Source organism: Mucilaginibacter terrae (assembly GCF_042679325.1).
GTDB lineage: Bacteria > Bacteroidota > Bacteroidia > Sphingobacteriales > Sphingobacteriaceae > Mucilaginibacter > Mucilaginibacter terrae.
Genome location: NZ_JBHTMJ010000010.1, coordinates 158,708 through 183,608 on the forward strand (window position 1 = coordinate 158,708; position 24,901 = coordinate 183,608).

Consider the following 24,901-nt stretch of genomic DNA (forward strand, 5'->3'; position numbering starts at 1 on the left):
TCTTTTTATTAATATCAGATTTAAATGAAAAAAATATTTTTTATAGTTATCGCTTTAATTATTTTCATTTCCTGTAAAGAAAAAACCAACAAACATATTGAAAGTAAAAATACAAAGTCCTATGGTATGACTTTGTATAGAGATAAGTATGATGATAAATTAGGTACATTCTTAAAGAAGGATACAGTGTTCACGATTAAATCAGAGAATGATACCACCGCTTATTTGTCTGCATTGAACATGTTTTATGATGAAAAGGTTAAACAACGTGATTTGTTTAATTATGGACAACCCAAAGGGTTTTTAATATTTGATAAAAGCAAAATAAGTCTTGAACTGAAGTTACCTGCAAGAATGGTTGTCGGATTGCAAGAACAAGTTAAAAGCAAACCCAATGTTGCAAAAATGTTGGACGATTATATCCGCGATAGTCTTATAGTAAAATAATAATTATCTTACAAATTAGATACGGTGTAAAGTGGTATATAGTTACCAATACTTTGTGTCTTGCTATATGCTACATAATGCTATTAAACTTAATGTTATACTTGAAGTCTTATACCAAAGCATAATAGCGTTCATGTTATGAATAGATTAATTAAAGGCTTACTATTTGTTGTAGCAGTACTTCTCATTTCTTTGTTGGTAGCCCATGCCCAGGAACCCGTTAAACTGGCTGAGCCAACGTTTAAAGCAGGCGAAGAGTTGAGCTACCGGCTTAAGTACGGTTGGTTTACCGGTGCCGAAGCCCATTTACGGGTAGAAGATGCCGATACCAAATTTGAGGGAAAACCAGCCTGGCATATTATTGCCGATGGTAATACCGCCGGTACGTTCGATGTTTTTTACAAAGTGCGTAACCGGTACGAAACCTTTACCGACCATAATACCCTGCTCCCTTATTTATATACCGAAGACCGGCACGAAGCGAAGTACAAGCGTACCGATAGGGTTACCTTCAACCATCAAACCAAAAAGATAACCGCTAAAAATGGAGAATTTCCGTTTACCGGCAAGGTGTTCGATTTTCCATCAGCCTATTATTTTGCCCGTTGCCTCGATGTATCTAAATTAAAAGTAGGCGATAAGTTCGACCTGCAATATTTTTCGGAAGATGGCATCCATACGCTGGGTATTACCTATTTAGGTAAAGAAAAAGCCGAATGCTCGTTAGGAACATTCAACTGTTTAAAATTTAATCCCACCATTATACCCGGCCGCATCTTTCGTAAGAACAGTAAGTTGTACCTTTGGGTAAGTGATGATAATAACCGCATACCCATTAAGGCACATGTGGAACTGGTGGTGGGGAGTGTAACTATGGACCTCACTGCAGCCAAGGGGCTTAAAAATAATTTAAACCCTATAAAAAAGTAACAAAATAGAATGATTGAAGTTGGGAGTACCTTACTGCACGAAGATGTAGTGAACGAGAATTTTGTTTGTAATTTAAATAAGTGTAAAGGTGCCTGCTGCCTGGAGGGCGATTCGGGTGCGCCGTTGGCGGCCGATGAACTGGACATTCTGAAAGAAATATACCCTAAAGTAAAGCCTTACATGACGGCTAAAGGTATTGCCACCATTGAAAGGGAAGGCACCCATGTAACCGATTTTGAAGGTGATTATACTACCCCCTGTGTAGACGTAAATAAAGAATGTGCTTACGTAACCTGGGAAAACGGTATTACCAAATGTGCCATTGAAAAAGCGTGGGAGCAAGGAGCGGTAGCATGGCGCAAGCCTATTTCCTGCCATTTGTACCCTATCCGTATAACCAATTACCCCGAGTTTGACGTGCTACATTACGATCGCTGGAACATTTGCAGCCCCGCTTGTAGCTTTGGAGATGAGTTAAAAGTGAGAGTTCACGAGTTTTTAAAAGAACCGCTCATACGAAAATACGGTGCCGAGTGGTACCAGGAGCTCGAAGATAAATTAGCAGGTATTTAAAAAGCTTTTTATATCTTAGGCCTGATAAAAATCGTCATTGCGAGGTATGAAGCAATTACTGCATGATAGGTGGTAGTCTATTTTTTTAACGCAGCTATTGCTTCGTACCTCGCAATAACGGAATAAAAAAGCAACATCTAACACTTAATATAACTGTGAAAGGAATAATACTTGCCGGCGGCTCTGGTACCAGGCTGCACCCGTTAACATTAGCTGTAAGTAAACAGCTAATGCCGGTTTACGATAAACCGATGATCTACTATCCGCTATCGGTGCTGATGCTGGCCGGTATCAAAGAGATCCTGATTATTTCTACGCCGCATGATATGCCGCAGTTTCAAAAGCTGCTGGGAGATGGATCGCGTTTAGGTTGCCGTTTTGAGTACGCTATACAGGCCGAGCCTAACGGACTTGCACAAGCATTTGTTATAGGTGCAAATTTTATTGGAACAGATAAGGTAGCCCTCATTTTAGGTGACAACATATTTTATGGCGATGGCCTTTCGCACTTGTTGCAGGAAAGCGCTGACCCAGAAGGTGGTATGGTGTTTGCCTACCAGGTAGCCGATCCTGAGCGTTATGGTGTAGTTGAGTTTGATAGCAATAACAACGCTATATCGTTAGAGGAAAAACCAACAGAGCCTAAATCTGATTATGCCGTACCCGGTCTTTATTTTTATGATAACGACGTGGTAGAAATTGCTAAAAACGTTCAGCCGTCTCCGCGTGGTGAATACGAAATAACCGATGTTAACAAAGAATACCTTAACCGTGGCAAACTTAAAGTAGCCATACTAAGTCGTGGTACGGCTTGGTTAGATACTGGTACCTTTGCCTCGCTGATGCAAGCCGGACAATTTGTTCAGGTTATAGAAGAACGTCAGGGTATCAAGATAGCTTGTATTGAAGAGATAGCTTACCGCATGGGTTTTATTGATGCTGGTAAGTTAGCCGAAATTGCTGCGCCATTAGTGAAAAGCGGTTACGGCCAGTTCCTGATGAAAATATTGAAACAAGCAAAGTAAACAGGCACAACTCTGTACTTTATTGATTAATGAGTCCTTTATGTTGCGGATATTTAACACCGTACTATAAAGGATTTTTTGCGACGACTGGGAAAATTCGGTTTAGAAAAGTGTTCACAAAAGCGTTTACAAACCGTTCATAAAGCGTTCATGCGTGAAAACTATTTCCACACAATTTGTATTTTTTTTCATTAAAGTTAACGCCTGAAAGTGAGCTTACATGAATAAAAATGAAGTTTTATGAGGTTTTATGAAGTTTTTTAGTTGGATATGGAACAAAATAGCGTGAACAATATTTCCACACCTGCGGTGAGCAGTGTAGTGCAGGGCTTGCAAAAATTCGTACCCGTACCCAATCTGGATGCAGTCATCACCGAAACCGGCACCACTCAACGCGACCATCTCCGTCAGGCTTTCTTTGATCAAGGTATAGAGATCGAATTTAGCGGCAAAGGTGCCTACGAAAAAGGTGTGGTTATAGACATGGACACCGACCGCATGCAGGAACTGGGATTAAATCCTGATTTGCTACGCTTTGGTCAAACAGTGGTTAGGGTATCATAAACAAAAAATGCCCAGCTCTACTGCCGGGCATCATAAAGTCTATATTCTTGACTCCTTATTCTATGTTCTGAGCTTCTAAGAAGCTATAATATGCTGATTTTGCTTTACGCCCATGTTCTTCACGGTGCGTACAATGCTGGCAGCATCAAAGCCACATTCGGCCCATAGTTCCGGTTGTTCGCCGTGCTCAATTACCGCATCTGGGATACCCAAACGTACAACTTCGGCACTGTACTTATTATCAGCCATAAATTCTAATACCGCGCTTCCGGCACCACCGTCAACACAGCCATCTTCTACCGTAATTACTTTACTATACTTGGTAAATACTTCGTGTAGCATGGCTTCGTCCAATGGTTTCACAAAGCGCAAATCGTAATGGGCAGGGTATAAACCGTCGTTGTTCAGTTCAGAAGTAGCTTTTACTACTTCGTTGCCAATAGAACCTATGGATAGAATAGCCAGTTCCTCGCCATCACATATTTTACGGCCTTTGCCAACGGTAACGGCTTTCATGGGCCGCTGCCAGTCCACCATTACACCATTGCCACGGGGGTAGCGTATTACAAACGGACCAGCATTTTCGAGCTGTGCGGTGTACATGAGGTTGCGCAGTTCTTCCTCATTCATAGGAGCCGATACCACCAGGTTAGGAATGCAACGCATATACGCCAAATCATAAGCACCGTGGTGCGTAGGTCCGTCCACTCCGGCAAAGCCGGCACGATCTAAACAAAATATTACATTAAGCTTTTGTAGGGCTACATCATGGATCACTTGATCATAAGCCCGCTGCATAAAGCTGGAGTAGATATTACAAAAAGGCACCAATCCCTGCGAGGCTAATCCGGCAGAAAAAGTTACCGCGTGCTGCTCGGCAATACCCACGTCGAAAGCACGATCTGGCATGGCCTTCATCATCAAGTTTAACGAGCAGCCCGATGGCATAGCTGGCGTTATTCCCATAATTTTAGGATTTTGCTCGGCTAATTCAATAATGGTATGTCCAAAAACATCCTGGTACTTGGGAGGTTGAGGTTTTTCGTAGTACGTCTTTTTAATTTCGCCGGTTATTTTGTCGAACAAGCCGGGAGCGTGCCACTTAGTTTGGTCTTTTTCGGCCAAGGCATAACCTTTACCTTTTACGGTAACGCAATGCAAAACTTTAGGGCCTGGTATATCGCGCAAATCGCGCAGTACTTTAGCCAAATGCTTTACATCATGACCATCAATTGGGCCAAAATACCTGAATTTTAATGACTCAAAGAAATTGCTTTGTTTAAGCAATGTGCCCTTGATGCTCTTTTCAATCTTTTTGGCATACTTTAATGCATCAGGGCCAATGGCAGAGATCTTGGATAGCATGTAGCCAATATCGGCCCGGAAACTATTGTAGGGTTTAGAAGTAGTGATATCGGCAAAGTATTCCTTTAAGGCACCCACGTTAGGGTCAATCGACATGTTATTGTCGTTCAGGATCACCAGCAAATTGCTGTTTTCTATCCCGGCGTGGTTCAAAGCTTCAAAAGCCATACCACCGCCTATAGCTCCATCGCCAATTACAGCTACGTGCTGACGGTCTTTTTCGCCCTTATAATGGGAGGCAACAGCCATACCTAAAGCTGCCGAAATAGAGGTAGAAGAGTGGCCTACGCCAAAGGTATCATACTCACTTTCCGACCGTTTAGGGAAACCGCTCAGGCCTTTATACATGCGGTTGGTGTGAAAGTTATCGCGGCGGCCGGTTAAAATCTTGTGACCGTAAGCCTGGTGGCCTACATCCCATACCAATTGGTCGTAAGGGGTGTTTAACACGTAATGCAGGGCAACGGTAAGCTCAACCACGCCTAAACTGGCGCCAAAATGCCCGCCGTTAACCGATACTACATCAATGATGTATTGGCGCAATTGATGCGATATAGTCTCTAATTCATCTTCGCTAAACTTCTTTAAATCAGAAGGATAATCTATTTTTTGAAGTAAATTGCCGGCAGGTACTTGCATGGATATTATTGCGGATAATTAACTTACAAAGTAAGTTAATTTAGTTGATAATTTAATACGACAATATACTAATGAGGTTTGTTTGTAACAAATCTAAATTGTTCAGTGGTGCAATTAATAATTAACTGTTAAAAAAGAAGGTTGGATAAGAAAAGCAATCGTGTAATTTTACAAATGTTATGAGCATATTTGAGCCATTAAGCCTTAATTAATATGTTAACCCAAACTTGTAAGCGCAGCTTTCTTGCCTTATGTTTTTCGTTGTTTATGCTGATAGTATTGTCCGGTTGCTCCAAGCATGAGCCCGGTGCCTGGCGAAACGATGGGATTGATGCAAGTGTGCGGGAGGATTTTAGTGAATTGAACAAAGTGCTCTTCGAGGGTTTAAAAGCCAATAATCCTAAGCTTATTGAAAAGATCATGTCGAAAACTATGCTCGAAGATGTGAATAAGGTAAGGTTAATTGAGCTGTGCAGCATTCGGATGCGAAAAGGTAAAACCATACCGCTTGATGAATATTACATGGTGCATGACTTTAATAAGGACAACACTATGAAAGCCGATCATGGTATAAATAGCTATACACTGACCTACCAGCCTACAACCCGCGAAATGTATGTGGCTTTTTATATGGTGAACGAGGGTGCCGAACAATGGTTATTAAGCGCCATTTACAATAAATTAAATTACGGTTGGAAGCTTTGCGAACTGGAACTTAATCCTTTAACCATAGATGGTAAATCGGCTCCACAACTATACCAACAGGCGCAAAAACAGTACGAGAGTAGTTATATCAGTAATGCTATGAGTTCTATGGAACAGGCCCGTAATTGTTCCACACCTAATGTAATGTGGCGTTATGCGCTGCAGAGTGAAATGGATAAGTTTTACACTCAATTATCTGATGAAGTTGGAAGCCGGTACAAATTCCCATTAGCTATGAACCAGGTACCAACACACCCAGTTATTTTTATGGTTGTGAATAAAGATACGGATGAAGGTCGTTTTCCATTGGTCATGTATCTGTCTAAGATCAGATTAAAGGATACCGTAATGCTAAAACAAGAACACGAGGCAGTTAGGAAATCAATTGGGAAAATAATACCAGGCATAGACAAGGAAAAGAAGTTTTTAATGTATGCTGTTTTTAATGAGTTGCCCAACTGGCAATTGAACAAAACAAAAAAAGTAGATCATTACGATTTTAAGGACATCCTGGAGCGATAGCTTAGCCGAATGTATGCAAATTTTGCTCATAAAACCTTCAACTGCATTCCCTATCTTTAAAATATATGACCGAAGATAGTTTTGCCATCCGGTTACCACAGTTTGAGGGCCCTTTCGATTTGCTGCTCTTTTTTATTGAGCGCGATGAACTGGACATTCATGAAATAGCCATTGCCGGCATTACCAATGATTTTCTGGATTACCTACACCAGATGAGTAGCTTGAACATGGAGCTGGCCAGCGAATTTATTTTTGTGGCCTCTACACTCATGCGCATTAAGGCTAAAATGCTGCTGCCCCGCTATGAGGCCGAAAACGGGGAGACCGAGGCCGATAGCAAAGAGGATCTTATTCGCAAACTCATTGAATATAAAAAGTTTAAAGACCTCTGCGAGCAATTGCGTCCTTTAGAAGAAGAACGCATTAAACAGGAACGACGGGGCAATATAGCAGCCGAACTGGCGGACATAGAAGCCGTGGCCATACCCGGCGAAGAACTGGCCGACCTTACCCTATATCGCTTAATGCAGGTGTACGAACGGATTAACCGCAGGTATTTAAACCGTAGCGAAGAAGTTACCCACACCGTGGTGCAATACCCCTACACCATCGAAAAGCAAAAACAAGCTATTAGTGATTTGTTGCGTATTAACGGTCGGATGGATTTTGATGGTATGGTAAAGAACTCCGATAACCGGGTTCATTTTATCTATAACTTTTTAGCCATGTTAGAGATGTTGCAACAAGAATTAATTGACATACAAATAGGGCTCAATTATAATAATTTTTGGATAGCAACTCGAACAGACCATTGATTTTGATTAACTTAGGCGCCTCGATACATCATGAAAAAAGATAAAATAATATTTCAACTATTAGACGATGAGCAGCAACGCCAGGAAGAAGGCCTGGAGCTTATTGCGTCCGAAAACTTTGTAAGCAAGCAGGTAATGGAAGCTGCTGGCTCTGTAGCTACCAACAAATACGCTGAGGGTTTGCCCGGTAAACGTTATTACGGCGGCTGTGAAATTGTTGACGAAATTGAAACTATTGCTATTGAACGTGCCAAGCAATTGTTCAACGCCGAATGGGTAAACGTACAACCGCACTCGGGTGCGCAGGCCAATGCTGCTGTAATGCTGGCGGTTTTAAATCCGGGTGATAAAATTTTAGGTTTCGACCTTTCGCACGGTGGTCACTTAACGCACGGTTCGGCGGTAAATTTTTCGGGTAAGCTATACCAGCCGTATTTTTACGGTGTAAAAAAAGATACCGGGTTAATTAATTACGAACAACTCCGCGAGGTTGCCCTGCGCGAAAAACCAAAACTGATCATTTGCGGTGCTTCGGCCTATTCGCGCGATTGGGATTATGCTTTCATTCGCCAGGTGGCCGATGAGGTTGGCGCCTTGGTACTGGCCGATATTTCGCACCCAGCTGGTTTAATAGCCCGCGGCCTGCTGATAGACCCACTTCCATTTTGCCATATTGTTACCACTACTACCCACAAAACCCTGCGCGGTCCACGTGGCGGTATGATTATGATGGGTAAGGATTTTGAAAACCCATGGGGACTGAAAACGCCTAAAGGTGAGATCAGGAAAATGTCGGCCCTGTTAGATTCTGCCGTATTCCCAGGTACGCAAGGTGGTCCGTTAGAGCATATTATTGCAGCTAAAGCTGTTGCTTTTCATGAAGCCCTAAGCGATGATTATTTAAAATACGCACTCCAGGTAAAACTGAACGCACAGGCCATCTCTAAAGCACTGGTTAACTTAGGTTACGAAATTGTATCGGGCGGTACCGATAATCACCTGATATTGATAGATCTGCGTAACCAAAACATTTCGGGTAAAGATGCCGAAAATGCTTTGGTACAGGCCGATATTACCGTGAATAAAAACATGGTGCCCTATGATGATAAGTCACCCTTCGTTACATCCGGTATCCGTATAGGTACGGCAGCGGTAACCACGCGCGGAATGAAAGAAAAGCAAATGGAGCAAATTGCCGAACTGATAGACGCGGTAATAAAAGACCCCGAAAGCCAACCTTCTATAAAAAAAATACGTAAAAGCGTACATGCTTTAACTGAGAAGTTTCCGCTTTATAGCTAAGAAAACAATATATTATATATGATATTAACCCCGGGTGTTGTACCTGATAATGAAGATGAACGTTTAAAGGCGCTGCGTACTTATGATATTTTGGATACCTTTCCAGAAGCTGAGTATGATGCCATTACCCGGTTAGCTTCGTATATTAGTCAATCCCCGTTTGCTTTAATATCATTTATAGATGAAACACGTCAATGGTACAAATCTGCCATTGGAATGCCTATATCCGAAACTCCACGGGTTCAAACTTTTTGCCAATACACCATCTTGGGTGATGTATTGGTAGAAGTTCCAGATGCTGAATTAGATCCCCTGTACGCACATTTTGATGGTGTAAAGGCAGGCATGGTGCGTTTTTACGCCAGCGCCCCCTTAATTGATCCCGATGGTTATCGTTTGGGCACACTTTGCGTGTTCGATCAAAAGCCTAAAACTTTAAATGACGAACAGCGCGACGCTTTAACCACCTTGGCCGGAGAGGTAATTTCTCACCTTACTTTGCGTAAACAAAAAAAGGAACTCGAAAAAAGTGTAGAGCAGCACAAAGAGTTCTTTATGCTGTTTAACAGCTCATCGGAAATCCATTACATTGCCGACGAAACATCTAAAATTGAACTGGTAAACGATGCGGTAGAAACTATATTAGGTTATAAAGCCGCGGATTTAATAGGCCGTTCGTTATGGGAATTTGTGGTGAACCAAAACCGTAACCAGTTTGCCCAGCAAATTGAAGTTGGTTTGCGTAGTAAAAGGGCTTTTGAATTAGAAACTTGCGTAGTAACTAAAGGTGGCAAGGAAAAATATGTTAGCTGGACCGCCATTAATCGTGATGGTAAATGGTATGCCAGCGGTCGGGATATCACCGAACAAAAGAAGGTACAGGCCGAAATACAGCAACTTTCATTAGTGGCGAGTAAGGTAAGTAATGGTGTAGCTATTGCCAATGCCGATAATCATATTATTTGGGTAAATGATGCCTTTGAAAAAATAACCGGCTATAACCTGACCGATATGTTGGGCAAACGTATGGGCTCAACGCTGATGGGCGATTTTGCCAATCATGAAATTAAGAATCAGGTAGATACGCTTCTTAAAACAAGTAAGGCTTTTGATATAGAAGCACAAATTCAGCATAAAGAAGGGCACTCCATGTGGGTGTCTGTTATGAACTCACCCATACTTAACAGTGAGGGGAAAGCTGAAAAGTATATTAAAATTCTGATTGATATTACTGACCGTAAAAAGGCAGAGCAGGATATAAAAATTCTATCATTTGCTGCAGAGAAGTCTCCAAGCGGTATGCTGATCAGGGATAAGGATACCAATGTAATATGGATGAACGAAGCGCTGGAGAAAATTACAGGCTATTCTTTAGCGGAGATGAAGGGGCAAAAGTTTGGCACCAAATTGTTGGGTAAAGAATCTAACATGGAGGTATTCAAACAGGCTGTGGATGCTGTAGCCAACAACAAGCCCTACGAGTTGGAAATTAAAGCTTATCCTAAAAATGGTGTACCTAAATGGATGTTTTTCTCTAATAGCCCATACTTTAACCAACAAGGGCAGATTGAGCGGCAGATTACGGTATGTGTAGACATTAACGAGCGTAAGAAGACAGAAGAACAGTTAACCACGCTTTCTTTAGTAGCCAGTAGTACGGTAAGCGGTGTGGTAATTAATAATAGCGATGGTTATGTGGAGTGGGTAAATAGCGCCTTTGAGAACATTACGGGCTACAAATTAGATAACGTGAAGGGTAAGCACTTGGGCGATGTACTGAAAGGTGAACTTACTGATTATTCTATAATCGAAAAATCGCGTGAGCTTTCCAAAGCCAAACAGTCTTTTGAAGTTGATTTGTTGGTTTACCGTAAAAATGGGCAGCAGCTTTGGGTAACTGTAATTAATTCGGTTATATTAGATGAAACCGGGCAGATAGAAAAGTACATTGAAGTTATTATAGATATTACCGCTAAGAAAAAAGCAGAATTAGAACTAATTGCGGCTAAAGAAGAAGCTCTACAGTTAAACCGTGCTAAAGACATGTTTATATCGGTAATGAGCCACGAGATCCGAACCCCTTTAAATGCGGTTATTGGTATGTCGCACTTGTTGTCTGAAGATAATCCTTCCGAGTCTCAAAAAGAGAACCTGGCTATTCTTAAATTTTCGGCCGAAAACCTGATGACGCTTATTAACGATGTGCTGGATTTTACCAAAATAGAAACCGATAACATTGAGCTTGAAAAGGCCAGTGTTGACCTGCGCGAACTAATACATAGCGTATGCAGTTCGATGAAATACAAAATAGCAGAAAAAAATATTTATTTAAAAGAAAGTATTGATGTTGAGGTGCCTAAGTTTATTTTGGGCGACCGTACCCGTTTAATTCAAATATTATTAAATATTGTAAGCAATGCTGTTAAATTTACCGATTTGGGCGGCATCACTATCGATTTAAAAGTAATTAAAGAAAGTGCCCATGAGGTGCGCATACGCTTTGCGGTGATGGATACGGGTATAGGCATACCTGCAAATAAAACTAATACTATATTTGAATCCTTTAAGCAGGCATCAAGCGATACTACACGTAAATACGGTGGAACCGGCTTGGGGCTTGCTATTAGTAAGCGTTTAATTGAGTTACACGATTCGCGCATTAGTGTGGATAGTGTGCTCGACCAGGGGTCAACTTTCTGGTTTACCATAACCTTTAAAAAAGTGGATAATACTGCCGTAGTTAATAACAATACAGCCGAAATTGGCTTAAAAATGAATGTTTTGGTTGCCGATGATAATCAGATCAACCGTCTGCTTATTAATAAGGTATTGAAGAAATGGGGTATACAGGCCGATTTTGCCGAAAATGGTTTGGAGGCTGTACAAAAAACGGTTGCCAACCGCAACTATGATGTGATATTAATGGATATTCACATGCCCGAAATGGGTGGGTTAGAAGCAACGCAGGTAATACGCGGTAAAGATGACGAATTTTTTAAAAAGGTACCCATCATCGCCCTTACTGCATCGATGCTTAACAACCAGATGAATGAAATAGAAAATGCGGGAATGAACGATTATATTCTGAAACCATTTGACCCCCAAAACCTGTACGATAAATTAAGCCGCTACCAGCAGCAATAGAGTACAAAAAAACAGGAGCCGCTTTTTAAAACGAACTCCTGCCACTAATTATGATCAAACGCTCCGGGTACTTGTACGGGAGTGCTTTTCAGAAAGTTTCATTATTAATGTGAAAATATGCAGATGTGCAGGTTTTTTGATGAAAAAGTTAAGAAATATTAAAGCATGACAGTATCAAGTCAATTTTCCTTTACGCACCTCGCACCTTACAGCGCATAAGCAATAGTTGCAATACTCAATTTAAGTCCCGGTATTTTTAACAGTTCCTGCGCGCAGGCTTCCAGGGTTGATCCTGTTGTTACAATATCATCTACCAGCAAAATATGTTTCCCTTCTAAGCGTTCAGGATATTTCACAGCGAATACTTGTTTCATATTTTCATAACGTGCAAAGCGGTTTTTATGCGTTTGCGTCGCTGTTTTAATAGCTCTTATTAAATTATGTTCTTCTACAGTAGCCTGTAACTTAGCTGCCAGCCCTTGGGCAAAACAGGTGCTTTGGTTAAAACCGCGTTCACGCAACCGGCTTTTATGCAGGGGAACAGGTATAATATGATCAAGCGGTTTTATGGCAGTACTATTTAGCAATTGGTCTGCGGCTATATTACCGAGCTTGTTACCAATTTTGGGCATACCTTTATATTTAAACTGGTGAATAAGGTGCTGTACCTTGCCACCCTTTTCAAAGTATAGCATGGCATAGGCTTGTTGTAAATCTATCTTCCCCCAAAATTGCTGAGCTACAATATTATCGGGCTGGGTATGAAAGTTGGTGTATGGTAGGTTGTACAGGCAATCGGTACAAATCAAATCTTCGGTGCCAAGTAGGCTGGCATTACAAGCCTGACATAACCGCGGAAACAGGAGGTTCACAAAATCGGCCAGGTAACTGTTGCGCAGGTTCATGTACGGAAGATAGCGAGTTTGTAGTCGTGAGTCAAGAGTGGGTTAAGTTTTGAGGCCGGTGTTCTAAGACGAAAGTAAAAAAATCATTAGCACATCTTCTCATTTGCACATTTAGATCCCTTCACTTTCTGCCATATTGAAAAATGAAAAAGACGAATGCCCATACCGTCTTTGGTCGGTGAAGTTAGGATGCTGGCTTAGGTTTTGCAAGCTTTGATGTTCAATAATAAGCAGGCCACCTGGGAGCAACAAGTTCTTTTCAAAAATCAGCTTAGGTAATTCTGGTATGCGGTTCAGATCGTATGGTGGGTCGGCAAAAATTAGGTCGTATTGTTCGGTCTCCATTTCCAGGTACTTGAAAACATCACTTTTAAAAGTACTGATCTGCGTTAAACCGTGCTGGCGGGCAGTATCCTTTAAATAATTTACACAATGGATGCTGCGGTCAACCGCGGTAACACTTTCGGCATAGCGCGATGCAAACTCTAAAGCTAAATTACCTGTTCCGCTAAAAAGATCGAGTATTTTAAGGCTCTCCAAATCAATCTGGTTTTGCAGAATATTAAAAAGGGCTTCTTTGGCCTGGTCGGTTGTGGGCCTAACGGGCAGGTTTTTAGGTGGATTAAGCCGTAGTCCTTTTAAGCGTCCGCCAATGATGCGCATAATTGTAGGGCGGTAAGGGACAGCAACTGGTGTTGGGGCAGGCTTTCGGGTATATGGGCAACGGTTAAGGTATTTAGTTCAACCGTTTTAAAAATATCGCCTAAAATAGTATGGTAGCGTTTATCGCCAGTGGCAATGTTGCCGCCTAAAACAACCGTAATCGTACTCATGTCCAATTTTAATTGCTGACTTACAAATACGGTATAATAAGCCAGTTCATCCTCGTGCGTAAACTCAAAGGTGTTGTATAAATATAATTTACCATGTTTAAAGTAAGCCACTTCAAAACGATGGTCATTTAAGTTTAAATACAAATGATAAGCCGAAGGCTGATTGGCGGCAATAGCCTTTATCCAGCCGGTGGCACCAAATAATGCATTATTTAGATCAAACCTTGACGCTGCTGTAATTATAGCTTCTACGGTTTTAAATATCACCTGGTTGTCAGCATCCAAGGGTTGAACAAATATATGGTCGGTTGGTTGCACGTCCAGGTAACGGGCTACATCAGAAACGCCATCTTCCTCAAATAAACTTTGGGGAATAAGGGTGAAATTAGGTGATACTAAACCTGTGATAACTTCACGATAAGCAAAGTTTAACACTTCCTGCACCTCACCGGGTTGGGTAAATTCGGCAAGTGGAGCTGTTTTACGCCAAACCATTAGTTTTTGCCGGTGCATAACCGCCAGCGAAAAATTATCGGAGCTTAACAGCAACAATAAAGTATAATTACCAACCTGGGTGTGGTTAAAATCAGGGTCAATGTAATGATATAATGTATCGTTCATGAGTGATGCGCAAAAGTAACTATTTTTTCATTGTTTTGTTATTGGCTCAACGCCAAAATTGTACCATGCCGCCATACGAACGAATAAGCCAGTTTTTCCCTCATGAACCAGCCGCCCAACAGCATGAGTTATTTGGTAAGCTTCATGCATTTTTATTAAGTAATAATGGCTACGAGTGCTTTTTACTGCGTGGTTATGCGGGCACGGGTAAAACTACCATAGTAGGTGCTTTGGTGAAAGCCTTACGATCGTACGGGTTAAAATCGGTATTACTGGCGCCAACTGGCAGGGCGGCTAAAGTAATCACGGCTTATTCGGGGCGCAAGGCCTATACTATACATAAACGCATCTACCGTAAAAAATCGGCCATGAATGTGGATGAATCATTTATGCTTGCAAGTAACCTGGCCGAGGATACCCTGTTTATTGTTGATGAGGCTTCTATGATATCGGATGATATTAGCGGCAACAACTACGAAACCCTGCTGAAAGACCTCATAGACTATGTTTACAATACCAAGAATTGCAAGTTAATGTTAGTAGGCGATATCGCGCAGCTGCCCCCGGTAGGTAGCGATCATAGTCCAGCCTTGAATGCCGCACTGCTAAAAGACCAGTTTGCCTTAGATGTGCACAGCTTTGAGCTTACCGAAGTACTGCGCCAGGAAAAAAATTCGGGTATATTATATAATGTAACAGTCGTGCGCGATATTATACGGCGGGAAGAAGAATCATTTCCTCAAATTATTACCAAGGGATATAAGGACGTGTTCAGGATGACGGGCGAGCGATTGGAAGAAGGCCTGAACTATGCTTATCAAAAATATGGGCATGATGGTACACTGGTAATATGCCGGTCGAACAAGAACGCCAATCTCTACAACCGGCAGATTCGTAACCGGATACTTATGCGCGAAGAAGAACTGACCGGCGGCGACCAGATTATGGTGGTACGCAACAATTACTTTTGGTTACAAGAGCAGGAAGAAGATAGTACCGGGTTTATTGCCAATGGCGATATTGCTCGTATAAAAAAGGTGCGTCGTTTTGAAGAGATCTACGGTTTTCGCTTTGCAGATGTACAATTGGAGTTTATAGATTATGCTGAAGATCCGGTAATAGACTGTAAAGTGTTATTGGATGCTTTATATTCGGATGCGCCAGCGCTTCAATCCACAGATCAGAAACGCTTTTATTTAGAAGTGATGAAAGATTATGAGCATATACCCAACCGGCGCGATAAATTAAAAGAATTGAAGCTTAACCCATATTATAATGCTTTACAAATTAAATTCGCTTATGCCGTTACATGCCATAAAGCACAGGGCGGCCAATGGGAGGCTGTATTTGTGGATCAGGGTTACCTTACTGATGAAATGGTAAATACTGATTTTTTACGTTGGTTTTATACCGCTTGTACCCGCGCCACTAAAGAGCTTTTTTTGGTAAATTTTAATAGTAAATTTTATTCTGATCCGATGGAATGATTGCTGTATTAGTAAAAACCTTATGCCATAAAAAAGCATCTGCTTAAAATAGTATTGGTCATTTCTTTTTTAGGCAGATGCTGATTTTGATAAATTTGGCAGCGGTATTTTAATAATGTGGGTCTTTTATTTTAATGAATATCACCACCAATAAAAAAAGAATCGTAACAAATCCTGAAACAAATGTAAATACCTTCTTCATATCTTAATTAGGTAAAATAATTATAGTAAACATTGTATTAACAATCTATATAACACAAAATTTTTACCAATAATTAATATTTTAGAAATTGATATAGCTTTTTGGGTATGCTTGAAGAATATTCAAATAACGAAACTTAACGTTATTGAATAGATAATTTTACAATTTGCTAATGTGTATATATAATTAAACAGTGTATATAATACTGGATTTTAATTGTTTAATAATAAGTGCTGTAAATCTTTAATACATAGCTTTAAAAAGCAATAACAGCGTACCGATTGATCTTATTTAATTACCTGCGGTAACTTAATTGTAAAGGTAGAGCCTATGCCTTCCTGGCTTTGTACCTCTATACGGCCGTGGTGCATTTCTACTATTTGGCGCGAGATGCTTAAACCTAAGCCGGTAGACTTTTCGCCCTTTAAACCTTTTCGCCCGGCTTTTGAAAAACGGTCAAATACCTGTGGCAGCAGGGCAGGTGGAATCCCCATACCGTGATCTTTCACTTCAATATAGATCTGTTGATTTTGCTCGCTCAGGCAAATTTCAACTCGGTCTTTTTCTTTAGAAAACTTAGCAGCGTTGCTGATCAGGTTATCAATTACCCGGTGAAATTTTTCCTGGTTTATTTCGGCGTGTACAGGGTAATCGGGAGTTACTAAAACAAGTTCGTTTTTAAATTCGGTTATGTGCTGCCAAACGTGTACAATGTCTTTTAAAAAATCGTTCATGTTTACTAATGTATAGCTCATAATATCGCTATTGTCATTACGGGCAACTTCCAGCAGGTCATTTATAATGGAGAGCGCCTTACGGCACGATACCTTGATCATCCCGGTGTTTTCTCTCGTATCATCGTCCAGTTCATCCATCTCCATCAGCAGGGCAATAGATTCTATAGCCCCGATAGGGTTACGCAGATCGTGAGCCACCATACCCAGTACATCATTCTTAAAAGCACTTGCTTTCTCTATCTCTAAATTTTTTTCTTTAATTACCCAGTACTGTAAATGATGACTTGCCCGGTACGAATACACATGCCGCGATACAAAAAAGAAGATTCCCATGAGCACAACGAGTAATAATTCGTTGTAAACTATCTCGGTTGGATCAGCCCTTACGTAAAGCAGGAGCAGGGTAAATAGCACTATATTAATAACTGTAAGCAAAAGGGTTTCCTGGTATTCCAGCGTATATACACCTGCTACGGCAATTAAGGCTACCAGGTAAATAATGATACTGTTACTGGGATCGGATGTGGCAATGAAATTAAACATAATACCACAAGCCAGCAAAAACACGCAAAAAGCGATGACATAAATAAGTGATAAGGTTACAATATTACGCCGCTTGCCATATTGCCTGATGAGCTGGTAGCCAGCCAAGTAAAAGCCAGGAGTAACTAAAAGACAAACCCAGTTAGTGGCACTAAACTCGGGGTAATTGTGTATATGGGTAATGCCCGGCGGTAAAACGGTTGCAAATACGCGTATAGCAAGATTTAAACAAAAAAACAGGATACACGCAACCTGCACGGTATTCAAGTTTTGAAACATGTAATACTTTTGGTATCCGGCCCGGTAAGCTTTAGGAATACTTTTAAAGTAATAGGTGTTCAAGGTGTGTTAATTAGTTTATCAAAACTAATTGTTTTTTAATACACATAGCAACAACATGTTGCTAATTGATGTTAGGGTAACAAGGTTTAATTTCTAATTAACTAATGGTATCCTTTGCGGTAAAAACGTAAGTAAGAAAAAGTAATATCAGCATCAAAAAAGCTAATACAAGGGTGAGTAGTTTTTTCATGGGTTAATAGTGTTGGTGTAGACAACTACTTTAAACGCAGGCGTTTTGTTTTTATGGTAAAGCTATGAGACAATTTGTCCTTTGTAAATCTTTTATCCTGACTTTTTAACATAAAATGCGTTATGGCAAGTAGTTTGAACAGTACTTAATACCATGAATTTCAACAATTTTACCATCAAAGCCCAGGAAGCTGTACAAAAAGCATCCGAAATAGCAACCGGCAATCAGCAGCAGGCTATAGAAATTGCCCATTTGCTAAAAGGATTGTTATTGGTTGATGAAAACGTGATCAGTTATCTGCTTAAAAAGCTGAACGTAAATATTAGTCGCCTGAACCAAGCGCTCGATAAACAAATTGAATCGTACCCTAAAGTGAGTGGCAGCGATATTTATTTCTCATCGAACACCAATAGCGCGCTGCAAAAAGCGCACAACTATTTAAAAGAATTTAAAGACGAGTTTGTATCGGTTGAACATATTTTGCTGGGTATATTATCGGTTAACGATAAAGTAAGCAGTGCGTTAAAAGATTACGGCGTTAACGAAAAGGATTTGAAATTGGCTATCACCGGTTTACGTGGCGATGCTAAGGTAACCGGCCAAAACGCCGAGGCTACTTACAACTCGCTCAACAAATATGCCCGCAACCTCAACGAGTATGCCGAATCGGGCAAGCTGGATCCGGTAATTGGTCGCGATGAGGAAATACGGCGTGTGATACAGATTTTGAACCGCCGTACCAAAAATAACCCGGTATTGGTTGGTGAACCCGGTGTAGGTAAAACTGCTATTGCCGAGGGTATTGCCTTCCGTATTATCAAAGGAGACGCGCCCGAAAACCTGAAAACTAAAACCGTGTACTCCTTAGATATGGGTGCGCTGGTGGCAGGTGCCAAATATAAAGGTGAGTTCGAAGAACGCCTGAAAGCTGTAATTAGCGAGGTGATTAAAAGCGATGGCGAGATCATTCTCTTCATTGATGAGATTCATACGCTGGTAGGTGCCGGTGGTGGCGAAGGTGCTATGGATGCTGCAAACATTCTGAAACCAGCCCTGGCCCGCGGCGAACTGCGTGCCATTGGTGCAACCACTTTAAACGAGTATCAAAAATATATTGAGAAAGATAAAGCCTTAGAACGTCGTTTTCAAAGGGTATTAGTAGAAGAGCCTGATGCTGCCGATGCCATATCTATATTGCGTGGCTTGAAAGAACGCTACGAAGCTCACCACAAGGTGCGCATTATGGATGAAGCCATTATTGCATCGGTGGAAATGTCGCAACGGTACATTGCCGACCGCTTTTTACCCGATAAAGCGATCGACTTAATGGACGAGGCAGCCTCAAAGCTGCGCATGGAAATGAACTCGGTCCCAGAAGCGGTTGACGAACTGGAACGCCGCATTATGCAGCTGGAAATTGAGCGCGAGGCCATTAAACGCGAGGGCGACGACCGCAAGATCAAAGACCTGAGCGAAGTAATTGCCAACCTGTCGGCTGACAGGGACTCTTTACGTGCTAAATGGCAAAGTGAAAAGGATTTAGTAGATGGCATCAATTTAAAGATAGAAGCTATTGAAGGTTACAAGCACGAAGCCGAACAGGCCGAACGTGCCGGAGATTACGGCAAGGTTGCCGAACTGCGTTATGGCCGCATCCGAGATACCGAGACCGAAGTAGAAAAGCTGAAAGCTGCCTTGTTAGAAAACCAGGCCGATCATCGCATGCTGAAAGAAGAAGTTACGGCTGATGATATAGCTGGCGTAGTTTCACGCTGGACAGGTATTCCGGTATCGAAAATGATTCAGAGCGAGCGTGAAAAACTGCTTACACTGGAAGATGAGTTGCATAAACGCGTAGCCGGCCAGGAAGAAGCCATTGAAGCTATTGCAGATGCCATACGCCGTAGTCGTGCTGGGTTGCAGGACAAACGCAAACCATTGGGCTCCTTCATATTTTTAGGAACTACCGGTGTAGGTAAAACTGAGCTGGCTAAGGCCCTGGCCGAGTTCCTTTTTAACGATGAGCAATCATTGGTTCGGATAGATATGTCGGAGTATCAGGAACGCCACTCGGTGAGCCGTTTAATTGGCGCGCCTCCGGGCTACGTAGGTTACGATGAAGGTGGACAATTAACCGAAGCCGTGCGCCGTAAACCTTACAGTGTGATTTTGCTGGATGAGATAGAAAAAGCTCACCCCGATGTATTTAACATTTTATTGCAGGTACTGGACGATGGCCGCCTAACCGATAACAAGGGTAGGGTGGTGAACTTTAAGAATACCATCATCATCATGACCTCTAACATTGGTTCGCACATTATTCAGGAAAACTTCCAGAATTTTGAGGATAGTAATAAGGAAGAGGTAATGGCCAAAACGAAGAGCCAGTTATTCGAACTACTGCAAGCCACCATTCGCCCCGAGTTTTTAAACCGGATAGACGAGATCATTATGTTTACCCCGCTGGGTCGTAATGAGATTGCCGAAATTGTGAAGTTGCAATTCAAAGGCCTGCAACATACTCTGGACGAAATGGGCGTAAAAATTGAAGCCACCGACGAGGCATTAGACTGGCTGGCCCAATTGGGTTATGATCCGCAATACGGTGCCCGCCCGCTCAAAAGGGTTTTTCAAAAGAAGATCCTGAACGAACTAAGTAAACAAATATTGGCCGGTAAAGTAGACAGGGATACCAAGATCAAACTGGATATGTTCGATAACCAGTTCGTGTTTTTGAACGAGTAAATGCCTATTGTTCCCGGTTGGGGAGTCATTATATAGTAAAGGGAGCTGCGTTTTTGCGTGGCTCCCTTTTTTGGTTACCTTTAGTAATAATTATTAAATTATTTTATCAATAATTTTGTAAAATTTTTAATAGATTTAATTTGCTTAAGTATGTGGCACTGGGATCAAGGACGTTTAGAGTATTTTCAATTTGATGCATTGCGTCAAATTGCTTCATATGTTGTTAAAAATGATTTTAAGAATGGAGATAGAAGTATTTTGTCTCATGAAACTGGATTGATGTTTGCTCCTATGAATTACACACCTTGGAGAAATTATTCTCGTGTTCTTAAATTAATGCTTTTGGTAAGTGAAGAGAATAACGTTGCTAAAGCAACCCCTGTTGCATTTTTACTTTCAAATGCTGGAACTGTTACATGTGATGAGTATCTCCATTTTTTGCTTTGTGCATTTACAGAGCCATCCCCAGCATTAGCAAATTGGAAACCTAATGCAAATTTTCGATACCCTCTTCTTTTTGCAATAAAATATCTTTTAGCAAAGACTGCTACAAGTGATATACCTGTCGCGAGTCTTGACGAAATTATAGGTGCATATGTTGATAGCAAATATATTGGAGGTGAGGGACAAGAACAGTTTATATCAGCAATTAATTCTTCAAAAGATTATAGTTCAATAGGAAGAGCGATACCGAGTGAGTTAAGGAGGCAGGCGAAAGAAAGTCTAAAAGTTATATCACAAATTTCATATTTGCATATCCATAGTGATAAAATAATCGTGTCTTTAAATCCGGCAGATGCATATGAAATTTTTGACGATTTGGTTCCAATATCAGGTCCTCGTTCTACTGATCGCAATGCGGAAATTCGCCGTTTAGCATCACTGTTTAAAGGTGGGAGTACATTAGAATTGGATTATCCTAACACAATCATTGGGGCAGTTATTGAAAGCGGCTTTAGAGAAGGAAATAAAATAAAAAAGACTCACATCACTATAGAAAGAAATAGCGGTTTACGAAATCAATTTTTTTCAGCAAATTCCACAGCAATTTGCGATATTTGCCACCTGAATACAAAGAAAACATATCACTGGACTGAGCGTGTTCTTGATATTCATCATTTACTGCCACTTTGTTCTGGAACACGTGTAGAAGGAAAAAATACAACCTTAAATGATCTTGTGCCTGTTTGTCCTAATTGTCATAGAGCAGTTCATCGTTATTACGATACTTGGCTTGATAGAAACAATAGAAAGGACTTTATAAGCGGTAGCGAAGCAAAGAGCGTATATCAAGAAGTAAAAACACAGTTTTCCGGATTGATTATATGATTATAAATGGCATTTAATATAACAAAATCTCATTTAGAGAAACAAATAGAACTTCTTGAAAGATCAGAGCAGAGTGGAGATGCTTTGACGGATATCCTATCAGAGGCTGGATGGTCTTATAATGATTTAATATATGAGAAATCAAATATAAAAAAACATGTCAGTACAAATGAATCCGTACTTGATAAATTTAGACTACCAGGTAATTCAGAACAAGTTGTAAGTTTTTTTACCGGTTGTGGTGGAATGGATTTAGGGTTTGAGGCTGTTGGCTACGAACATTTAGCAGCATTTGAATTCAATGAACTTTGTTGTAAAACTCTTCGTCGCAATCGGCCAGAGTGGAACGTATTTGGTCCGCCAACTCATTCTGGTGATGTGTCAAGATTTGAAGAAATAGCTGATGCCATAACTCCTATATTAACATCTTCATTTGACGGGATTTTCATAGGAGGTCCTCCTTGTCAGCCTTTCTCTATTGCATCTAATCAAAGATTTTCCAAGTCTAATGACAATTTTAAACGTGTAGGCTTTTCACATCAAAAGAATGGAAATTTACTGTTTGACTATATACGGTTGATAATGGAATTTAGACCTAAAGCTTTTGTTATAGAAAATGTGCCTGGTTTACGAGATATTGATGATGGCGAGCAGTTATCCACAGCTACAAAATTGTTAAAAAGCGCTGGTTATAATGTAACACAGCCATTTGTGGTTAATGCGGCGCATTACGGTCTTCCTCAACAACGGTTAAGATTATTTGTAATAGGTACTCGTGGTGGTGGTGTTTTTAAACTGCCTCCGCCAAATTTAAGTAAAGTAAGTGTAGGAAGTGTTTTAAGTAATATTGATGGCTTAAATAACAATGAGACAAGAGAGCATAAATCTGAATCGGTATTAAGATATATGCGTCTCAAATATGGTCAAAGAGATCAATTGGGTAGGGTGGATAGACTTGATCCTTTGTTACCATCAAAGACAGTAATAGCAGGAGGTACAAGTGGAGGTGGAAGGTCTCATTTACACCCCGAAATACCACGTACACTAAGTGTACGTGAATGTGCGCGGATACAAACCTTTCCCGATGATTATTTGTTTTTGGGACCTTCAGCTCGACAATTTACACAAGTAGGAAATGCTGTGCCACCAGCACTGGCCGCTCAAATAGGACAGTGCATTAGAGAAAGTTTCTTTTAATAGTTCCACAATATTGATTTCCTCAATTAGTATTTGGACTGCTTCTAAATAGTCTTATATTTGTGATGTGATGACTGGGGTTAAAACTGCTACTGCTACCAACTATACTGAAGTGTTCAGCACTAAAAAAGGTACTGTTTACCAAAACGACCGTGAGAATTGCTGGTATATTGACTTCGCCGGCAAATTGGTTCGTTTTGATTACCGTGGCTTGTTAAAATTGAAGAAGTCCATTTATCGTGTGGATATTGAAGCTGCCTTGTTAGATAGCAGCAAGCAGCCCGAAATTGAAATGGTATTTATTTGCGCCTGTAACCACTGCTATTTCCTCAACCTGGTACAGATCATTTCTCTTAAAGAACTGTTAGAAGGCACCTTTGCCATGTTCGAACTCAACCAGATCATTCATGATAGGTTGAGCAGGATAGTGATTTAAGGATCAGAGGCAAGAATATACAATCAGGAATCAAGATGCTCTTGTCTTTATCCTTAATCTGTGTGATGTGTTCTTTTTTTATGTCCTCTATCTTTATTCTGTAATCTATATTCTTGATTCTCCTCCTCTCCCCATATTTAGACTTATTTCATATTGCGCTTATATAGTGTGCTTAAGTTTTATAGCACTATTATTGTAGGTATTCTCATCAGTACAGTAATAAACTGTAAAACATTATGAAAGACATTATGCGCATCAAGTGTTTGTTATCCGAGGATATCGAAACACTTTTGAACCAACAGATAAAAAAGGAAGCTCATTCATCGTCAATGTACCTGGCCATGGCTTCATGGTGTAACCAAAATGGCTTCGATTATTCATCCGACTATTTCTTTAAGCAATCTGAAGAGGAGCGCATGCACCAGTTAAAACTGTTCAAGTATGTTTTAGATATGGGCGGGCGTGCGGTATCACCTGATGTTGCCAATATTAAACAAGATTACCCCGCTTTCCGCGAAGTGTTCGAAGATGCTTTAGAAGCTGAGATTAGTATCACACAGTCGTTAAAAAACATTGCTGCCACGTGCATGCGTGAGCAGGACTTTGTTACTTTCGAGTTTCTGAACTGGTTTATGAAAGAACAACGCGAAGAAGAGTATAAAGCTCGCCGTGCGTTGGAACTATTCGAAGTTATTGGCGAAGAAGGTACCGGTCGCTGGGAAATTGACAAACACGTTAATAAAATTACTTACAACAGCGAAGCGGCTGGAGAATAATTTTAATTAGGTTATAAAGTATAAAGCCGGTGCATTTCATGTATCGGCTTTTTTAGTTTTTGCTTCATATTACACTGTGAGCGTGAAAGTTCACAGTGTAATATGGTGTGTACGCCGTACAGAGAGATTTTAGTATTAGATGTTAAGGTAATTCTTATAAGCTTTGCGTTTGAAATACAAAGTATCTTCAACTAATCAGGTATTGTTAGTATAATGCTAATAACTATGTTATTAGAAAACCATAAAATTATCAATTTCATATAAAATTTATTTTATTATTAAAAGCAGATTAAGTAAAATATATTTGTCTACTTAATCGGTAGACTATGTATAGTATTTATTTAAAATGTGTTTCTTTTACCCTAACCCCGCAGTGCTCTACTGCCTGTTGTTGCTGTTGATGCCGAACTCTTGTGTACACGTTTTCAATAATCCATAATTAAATAACAGCTCATTAAATCTTCATTTTAATTTTCGTTGCCATAAAAGGCCATAGGTATGCTGTGTTATAAAGTAATAGCAGCAAC

20 protein-coding genes are annotated in these 24,901 nt (G+C 40.6%); 15 read left to right on the forward strand and 5 right to left on the reverse strand.

From position 1 onward, the window contains the following. Positions 1–24: 24 nt before the first annotated feature. From ACFQ3S_RS09295 to ACFQ3S_RS09315, 5 genes are all read left to right on the forward strand, one after another. Entirely contained in the window at positions 25–447 is a 423-nt protein-coding gene (locus ACFQ3S_RS09295; protein WP_377163599.1) for a hypothetical protein, read from the forward strand. 138 nt (positions 448–585) lie between these two features. Continuing rightward, positions 586–1,377 (forward strand): DUF3108 domain-containing protein, encoded by a 792-nt coding sequence (locus tag ACFQ3S_RS09300; RefSeq protein WP_377163601.1) that lies wholly within the window; start codon positions 586–588, stop codon positions 1,375–1,377. Positions 1,378–1,386: 9 nt separating this feature from the next. Then, positions 1,387–1,950: a DUF3109 family protein gene (locus tag ACFQ3S_RS09305; protein ID WP_377163603.1), complete on the forward strand. Its 564-nt coding sequence runs from the start codon at positions 1,387–1,389 to the stop codon at positions 1,948–1,950. Positions 1,951–2,105: 155 nt separating this feature from the next. Then, complete coding sequence (gene rfbA, locus ACFQ3S_RS09310; RefSeq protein ID WP_377163605.1) at positions 2,106–2,975, forward strand: glucose-1-phosphate thymidylyltransferase RfbA; 870 nt, start codon at positions 2,106–2,108, stop codon at positions 2,973–2,975. A gap of 270 nt (positions 2,976–3,245) precedes the next feature. Continuing rightward, complete coding sequence (locus ACFQ3S_RS09315; protein WP_377163607.1) at positions 3,246–3,539, forward strand: hypothetical protein; 294 nt, start codon at positions 3,246–3,248, stop codon at positions 3,537–3,539. Positions 3,540–3,614: 75 nt separating this feature from the next. Here the strand turns inward: ACFQ3S_RS09315 and dxs are convergent, their stop codons facing one another. Further along, a complete protein-coding gene (gene dxs / locus ACFQ3S_RS09320; RefSeq protein WP_377163609.1) occupies positions 3,615–5,543 on the reverse strand; it encodes a 1-deoxy-D-xylulose-5-phosphate synthase in 1,929 nt (642 codons plus the stop codon). Positions 5,544–5,810: 267 nt separating this feature from the next. On the opposite strand from dxs, the gene ACFQ3S_RS09325 reads away from it, so the two are divergent. The 4 genes from ACFQ3S_RS09325 to ACFQ3S_RS09340 all read left to right on the forward strand — a co-directional run bounded on the left by ACFQ3S_RS09325 (position 5,811) and on the right by ACFQ3S_RS09340 (position 12,031). Continuing rightward, positions 5,811–6,770 carry a hypothetical protein gene (locus ACFQ3S_RS09325; protein WP_377163611.1) on the forward strand — a complete coding sequence of 320 codons (960 nt, stop codon included), beginning with the start codon at positions 5,811–5,813 and terminating at the stop codon, positions 6,768–6,770. A gap of 65 nt (positions 6,771–6,835) precedes the next feature. Continuing rightward, complete coding sequence (locus ACFQ3S_RS09330) at positions 6,836–7,585, forward strand: segregation and condensation protein A (RefSeq protein ID WP_377163613.1); 750 nt, start codon at positions 6,836–6,838, stop codon at positions 7,583–7,585. A 30-nt stretch (positions 7,586–7,615) separates the two neighbouring features. Beyond that, entirely contained in the window at positions 7,616–8,887 is a 1,272-nt protein-coding gene (locus tag ACFQ3S_RS09335) for a serine hydroxymethyltransferase (protein ID WP_377163615.1), read from the forward strand. An 18-nt stretch (positions 8,888–8,905) separates the two neighbouring features. Next, entirely contained in the window at positions 8,906–12,031 is a 3,126-nt protein-coding gene (locus tag ACFQ3S_RS09340; RefSeq protein WP_377163617.1) for a PAS domain S-box protein, read from the forward strand. Between the two features lie 206 nt (positions 12,032–12,237). Here ACFQ3S_RS09340 and ACFQ3S_RS09345 read toward each other — a convergent pair whose 3' ends face one another. The 3 genes from ACFQ3S_RS09345 to ACFQ3S_RS09355 form a co-directional block, all read right to left on the reverse strand. Further along, a complete protein-coding gene (locus tag ACFQ3S_RS09345) occupies positions 12,238–12,936 on the reverse strand; it encodes a ComF family protein (RefSeq protein ID WP_377163619.1) in 699 nt (232 codons plus the stop codon). A 111-nt stretch (positions 12,937–13,047) separates the two neighbouring features. Further along, positions 13,048–13,599 carry a 16S rRNA (guanine(966)-N(2))-methyltransferase RsmD gene (rsmD, locus tag ACFQ3S_RS09350; protein ID WP_377163621.1) on the reverse strand — a complete coding sequence of 184 codons (552 nt, stop codon included), beginning with the start codon at positions 13,597–13,599 and terminating at the stop codon, positions 13,048–13,050. Continuing rightward, on the reverse strand, positions 13,575–14,390 hold the full coding sequence (locus ACFQ3S_RS09355; protein WP_377163623.1) for a DUF3822 family protein: 816 nt from the start codon (positions 14,388–14,390) through the stop codon (positions 13,575–13,577). The genes rsmD and ACFQ3S_RS09355 overlap by 25 nt, the downstream gene beginning before the upstream one ends. Positions 14,391–14,455: 65 nt before the next feature. Between ACFQ3S_RS09355 and ACFQ3S_RS09360 the strand changes: the two genes are divergently transcribed. Further along, a complete protein-coding gene (locus ACFQ3S_RS09360; protein WP_377163625.1) occupies positions 14,456–15,877 on the forward strand; it encodes an ATP-dependent DNA helicase in 1,422 nt (473 codons plus the stop codon). A gap of 489 nt (positions 15,878–16,366) precedes the next feature. On the opposite strand, the gene ACFQ3S_RS09365 is transcribed toward ACFQ3S_RS09360, so the two are convergent. Beyond that, complete coding sequence (locus tag ACFQ3S_RS09365; protein ID WP_377163627.1) at positions 16,367–17,701, reverse strand: ATP-binding protein; 1,335 nt, start codon at positions 17,699–17,701, stop codon at positions 16,367–16,369. 343 nt (positions 17,702–18,044) lie between these two features. Here ACFQ3S_RS09365 and clpB point away from each other — a divergent pair, with 343 nt between their 5' ends. From clpB to ACFQ3S_RS09390, 5 genes are all read left to right on the forward strand, one after another. Beyond that, entirely contained in the window at positions 18,045–20,636 is a 2,592-nt protein-coding gene (gene clpB, locus ACFQ3S_RS09370; RefSeq protein ID WP_377163629.1) for an ATP-dependent chaperone ClpB, read from the forward strand. A 150-nt stretch (positions 20,637–20,786) separates the two neighbouring features. Continuing rightward, positions 20,787–21,965: an HNH endonuclease gene (locus ACFQ3S_RS09375; protein WP_377163631.1), complete on the forward strand. Its 1,179-nt coding sequence runs from the start codon at positions 20,787–20,789 to the stop codon at positions 21,963–21,965. Between the two features lie 6 nt (positions 21,966–21,971). Further along, a complete protein-coding gene (locus tag ACFQ3S_RS09380) occupies positions 21,972–23,162 on the forward strand; it encodes a DNA cytosine methyltransferase (RefSeq protein ID WP_377163633.1) in 1,191 nt (396 codons plus the stop codon). 70 nt (positions 23,163–23,232) lie between these two features. Continuing rightward, complete coding sequence (locus ACFQ3S_RS09385) at positions 23,233–23,598, forward strand: hypothetical protein (protein WP_377163635.1); 366 nt, start codon at positions 23,233–23,235, stop codon at positions 23,596–23,598. A gap of 236 nt (positions 23,599–23,834) precedes the next feature. Beyond that, positions 23,835–24,374: a ferritin gene (locus ACFQ3S_RS09390; protein WP_377163637.1), complete on the forward strand. Its 540-nt coding sequence runs from the start codon at positions 23,835–23,837 to the stop codon at positions 24,372–24,374. Positions 24,375–24,901 lie beyond the last annotated feature (527 nt).